At 73.9% G+C, this 4,223-nt stretch carries 3 protein-coding genes and 1 pseudogene; all 4 read left to right on the top strand.

Annotated features, from left to right (window positions below; all coding sequences use genetic code 11):
- A pseudogene (locus tag ACE3Q3_RS23190) lies at window positions 1-359 on the top strand (glutathione-disulfide reductase); the annotation flags it as partial.
- A 98-nt stretch (window positions 360-457) separates the two neighbouring features.
- Window positions 458-2,644 (top strand): heavy metal translocating P-type ATPase, encoded by a 2,187-nt coding sequence (locus ACE3Q3_RS23185; RefSeq protein WP_374450033.1) that lies wholly within the window; start codon window positions 458-460, stop codon window positions 2,642-2,644.
- A 148-nt stretch (window positions 2,645-2,792) separates the two neighbouring features.
- Entirely contained in the window at window positions 2,793-3,281 is a 489-nt protein-coding gene (locus ACE3Q3_RS23180) for a tripartite tricarboxylate transporter TctB family protein (RefSeq protein ID WP_374450031.1), read from the top strand.
- On the top strand, window positions 3,269-4,223 hold a 955-nt coding region (locus ACE3Q3_RS23175), incomplete at its 3' end, for a tripartite tricarboxylate transporter permease (protein WP_374450029.1). The genes ACE3Q3_RS23180 and ACE3Q3_RS23175, both read left to right, overlap by 13 nt.

Raw genomic sequence — 4,223 nt, 5'->3', positions numbered from 1 at the left:
CCGTCTTCGGCCAGCCGCCGCTCGCCGCCGTCGGCCTGACCGAGGCCCGCGCGCGCGCCGAGTTCCCCGAGGTCGACATCTACCGCACCCGCTTCCGGCCGATGAAGCACACCCTCTCCGGCCGCGAGGAACGGACCATGATGAAGCTCGTGGTCGACGCCCGCAGCGACCGGGTGCTCGGCGCCCACATGGTCGGCGCCGACGCGCCGGAGATCATCCAGGGCCTCGCCATCGCCATCACCGCCGGCGCCACCAAGGCGCATTTCGACCGCACCATCGGCATCCACCCGACGGCGGCCGAGGAGTTCGTGACGATGCGCGAGAAGGTGCCGCCGGCAGTCAAGGTCGCGGCGGAGTAGGGGGCGGGGAGGCCGGCCGCGGCGCCGGCGAATCCCCCTTGAACCTCCAGTCGTTGGAGGATCCATATTCCCGGTCGGACCCGAGAGGACACCGACCGATGACCGCACCGACCGCCGCCCGGGAAGATCTGCGTCTCGCCGTCGAAGGCATGGACTGCCCGAGCTGTGCCCGCAAGATCGAGACGGCGCTGGGCCGCCTGCCCGGCGTCGCCGCCGTCGCGGTCGATGTCGGGGGCGGACGGGTGCGGGTGACGCCCGGCGCCGCGCCGCCCGACCGGGAGGCGGTCGAGCGGACGATCCGTGCCCTCGGCTACGGCGTGTCGTCGGAGGGTGGACCGCCGGCGGCCGGGCACGGCCACGCCCACGATCACGCGCACGGCCACGAACATGGCGACGATCCGGCGGACCATGGCCGGCCGTGGTGGCGGACCGGGCGGGGCCGCCTCGTCCTCGCCTCCGGGGCCCTGCTGGCGGCGGCGGTCGTCCTCGATCTCGCCGCGCCGGCGCTGGCCCCCTGGCCGTTCGTCGCGGCCACTCTGGTGGCGCTGGTGCCGGTCGCCCGGCGCGCCATCGGGGCGGCGTTCCTGGGACAGGTCTTCACCATCGAGATGCTGATGACGGTGGCGGCCGCCGGCGCGCTCGCGATCGGCGCCGCGGAGGAGGCGGCGGTCGTCGTCTTCCTCTTCGCCGTCGGCGAACTGCTGGAAGGGGTGGCGGCGCAGCAGGCGCGGCGGAGCATCGCGGCGCTGGCCGACCTGACGCCGAAGACGGCGCAACTGGTCGCGGATGGCCGCACCCGCGAGGTGCCGGCCGGGTCGCTGGTCCCCGGCCAGGTCGTGCTGGTGCGCCCCGGCGACCGCATTCCCTGCGACGGACGCATCGTCGCCGGCAGCTCCGACATCGACGAATCGCCAGTCAACGGCGAGTCGGTGCCGCGCTTCCGGGACACGGGCGACCCGGTCGCCGCCGGCACGGTCAACCGGACGGCGGCGCTGCACGTCGCCGTCACCCGGGCGGCGGCCGACAACACCATCGCCCGTATCGTCCGGCTGGTGGGGGAGGCGCAGGCGGCGAAGGCGCCCGTGCAGCGCTTCATCGACCGCTTCTCGCGGATCTACATGCCGGCGATCGTCGCCGTCGCCGTCCTGGTCGCGACCGTGCCGCCGCTGGCGGCGGGCCAGCCCTGGGAGGTCTGGATCTATCGCGCGCTGGCGCTCCTCCTCATCGCCTGTCCCTGCGCCCTCGTCATCTCGACGCCGGCCGCCGTGGCTGCCGGCCTGTCGGCGGGGGCGCGGCGCGGCCTCCTCATCAAGGGCGGCGCGGTGCTGGAGACGATCGGCCGGCTCCGCACCATCGCCTTCGACAAGACCGGCACGCTGACCGAGGGCCGGCCCGTCGTCACCGACGTCGTCGCGCTCGCCGGGACCGAGGTGGAGGTGCTCCGGCTCGCCGCCGGCCTCGAATCCGGATCGGGCCACCCGATCGCACGCGCCGTCCTCCGGCACGCCGAGGCGCAAGGCGTGCAGCCGGCGGCGGCCGTCGGCGTGACGGCGATCGCGGGGCGCGGACTGCACGGCACGATCGCGGGCCGGGCCCTGACCCTCTCGGACCCGCGGACGGCCGATGGCCTTCTGGACGCACCGTCCCGTGCCGCCGTCCGCGCGATGGAGGAGCAGGGCAAGACCGTGGCGGTGCTCGCCGCGCCCGCGGGGCCGCTCGGTCTCATCGCCGTGCGCGACGAGCCGCGGTCCGACGCCCGGGAGGGGCTCGCCCGCATCCGGCGCCTCGGCATCCGCCCCGTCATGCTGACCGGCGACAATGCCCGGACGGCGGCCGCGATCGGGCGCGATCTCGACATTCCGGTCCATGCCGAGCTCCTGCCCGAGGACAAGGCGCGGATCGTCGCCGAACTGCGGGCGGGCGGGGGACCCGTCGGCAAGATCGGCGACGGGATCAACGATGCCCCGGCGCTGGCGGCGGCCGATGTCGGGATCGCCATGGGTGCGGGCACCGACATCGCCATCGAGGCCGCCGATGCGGCGCTCCTGCACAACCGCGTCGGCGGCATGGCGGAACTCGTGCGGCTGTCGCGGGCGACGATGGCGAATGTCCGCGCCAACGTCGCGCTCGCGCTCGGATCGAAGGCCGTCTTCCTCGTCACCACCGTGTTCGGTCTCACCGGCATGTGGATCGCCGTCCTGGCCGACACCGGGGCCACCGTGCTGGTGACGCTGAACGCGCTTCGCCTGCTGGCGGTGCGCCTCGACGACGCCGGCGGCCGATGACGGCCACGGCCGGCCGCGCCGGGCGTGGGCGCGCCGGCTGCGGTCGTTCCGCGTGCGGTCGTTCCGGTCCGGCCCTTCCGCTCGCGGGCCTGAGCGAGTAGAAGCGCCGCTCGGGGGAGACGACGCGGGCGAGGGGGCCGAGCCGGCCATGAGTGCAGAGGTTTCCGATCCGGGGCCGGTCGACCCGCTCCGCGCGCGGCTCACGTCGCGCGACGTGCTGGCGGGCGTGCTGTTCGCGACGCTGGGGCTCCTCGGGCTCTGGTTCAACGAGTACCGCATCGGCCAGGCGGCCCGCATGGGCCCGGGCTACATGCCGATGCTGGTCTTCGGCGGCCTGACGGCGATGGGCGGCATCGTGACGGCGATCGGCCTCGTCCGGCCGGGCCCGCCGGTCGAGCGCATGGCGATCGTCGCCATGGTCTGGATCCTGGCCGCGCTCGCCGTCTTCGCGCTGACGATCGAGCGGCTCGGACTGGTCGCGGCGACCATCCTGCTGGTGCTGGTGGCGAGCCTCGCCGGCCATGTCGGACAGTTCCTCCGCGTGGTCGCCCTGGCCGTGGGCCTCGCGCTCTTCTCGCTGGCGATCTTCGTCTGGGGGCTCGGCGTCTCGATGCGGGTGTGGCCATGGACGTTCTAGGCGGCCTCTGGTTCGGGCTGGGCGTCGCCCTCGAGCCGGCCAACATCGGCTTCTGCTTCGTCGGTGCGCTGCTCGGCACGCTGATCGGCGTGCTGCCCGGCGTCGGCCCGGTCGCCACCATCGCCCTCTTGTTGCCGATCACCTTCGGCCTGCCGGCGACCTCCGCCGTCATCATGCTGGCGGGCATCTTCTACGGCGCCCAGTACGGCGGCTCGACGACCGCCATCCTCATCAAGCTGCCGGGGGAAACCTCCTCGGTCGTGACCACGCTCGACGGCTACGCCATGGCGCAGCAGGGGCGGGGCGGGGCGGCGCTGGCGACGGCCGCGCTCGGCTCGTTCTTCGCCGGCACCGTGGCGACGCTCTTCATCGCCGTCGCCGGCCCGATCCTGACCTCGGTCGCGCTCAGCTTCTCGTCGGCGGAGTATTTCTCGCTGATGGTGCTGGGGCTGATCGCCTCGGTGGTGCTGGCGCACGGCTCGGTCGCCAAGGCGGTGGCGATGATCTTCGTCGGCCTGGCGATCGGCCTGGTCGGCACCGACGTCAACTCCGGCGAACTGCGCTACGCCTTCGACATCCAGGAACTTTCCGACGGGATCGGCTTCGTTCCGGTGGTGCTCGGGCTCTTCGGCGTATCGGAGGTGATCCGCAATCTCGAGACCTCGGACTGGCGCAGCGCCCGCATCTCGGCGATCAGCCGCCTGTGGCTGTCGCGCGCGGAGTTCCGGCAGGCCGGTCCGGCGGCGCTGCGCGGCACGCTGCTGGGTTCGTTCCTGGGCGTGTTGCCGGGCGGCGGCGCGTCGCTCGCCGCCTTCGCCGCCTACGGGCTCGAGAAGAAGCTGGCGAAGGACCCCGGACGGTTCGGCAAGGGCGCCATCGAGGGCGTCGCGGCGCCGGAATCGGCCAACAACGCCGCCGCCCAGACCTCCTTCATCCCGCTCC

The organism is Allostella sp. (assembly GCF_041913585.1).
Taxonomy (GTDB): Bacteria; Pseudomonadota; Alphaproteobacteria; order ATCC43930; family Allostellaceae; genus Allostella.
Note: the sequence above shows the minus strand (reverse complement) of the source record. Positions and strands in the feature narration are given on the sequence as shown.

Coding starts and splice junctions, on each gene's coding strand:
- ACE3Q3_RS23185 (WP_374450033.1), top strand. CDS start 458: ATGACCGCACCGACCGCCGCCCGGGAAGATCTGCGTCTCGCCGTCGAA.
- ACE3Q3_RS23180 (WP_374450031.1), top strand. CDS start 2,793: ATGAGTGCAGAGGTTTCCGATCCGGGGCCGGTCGACCCGCTCCGCGCG.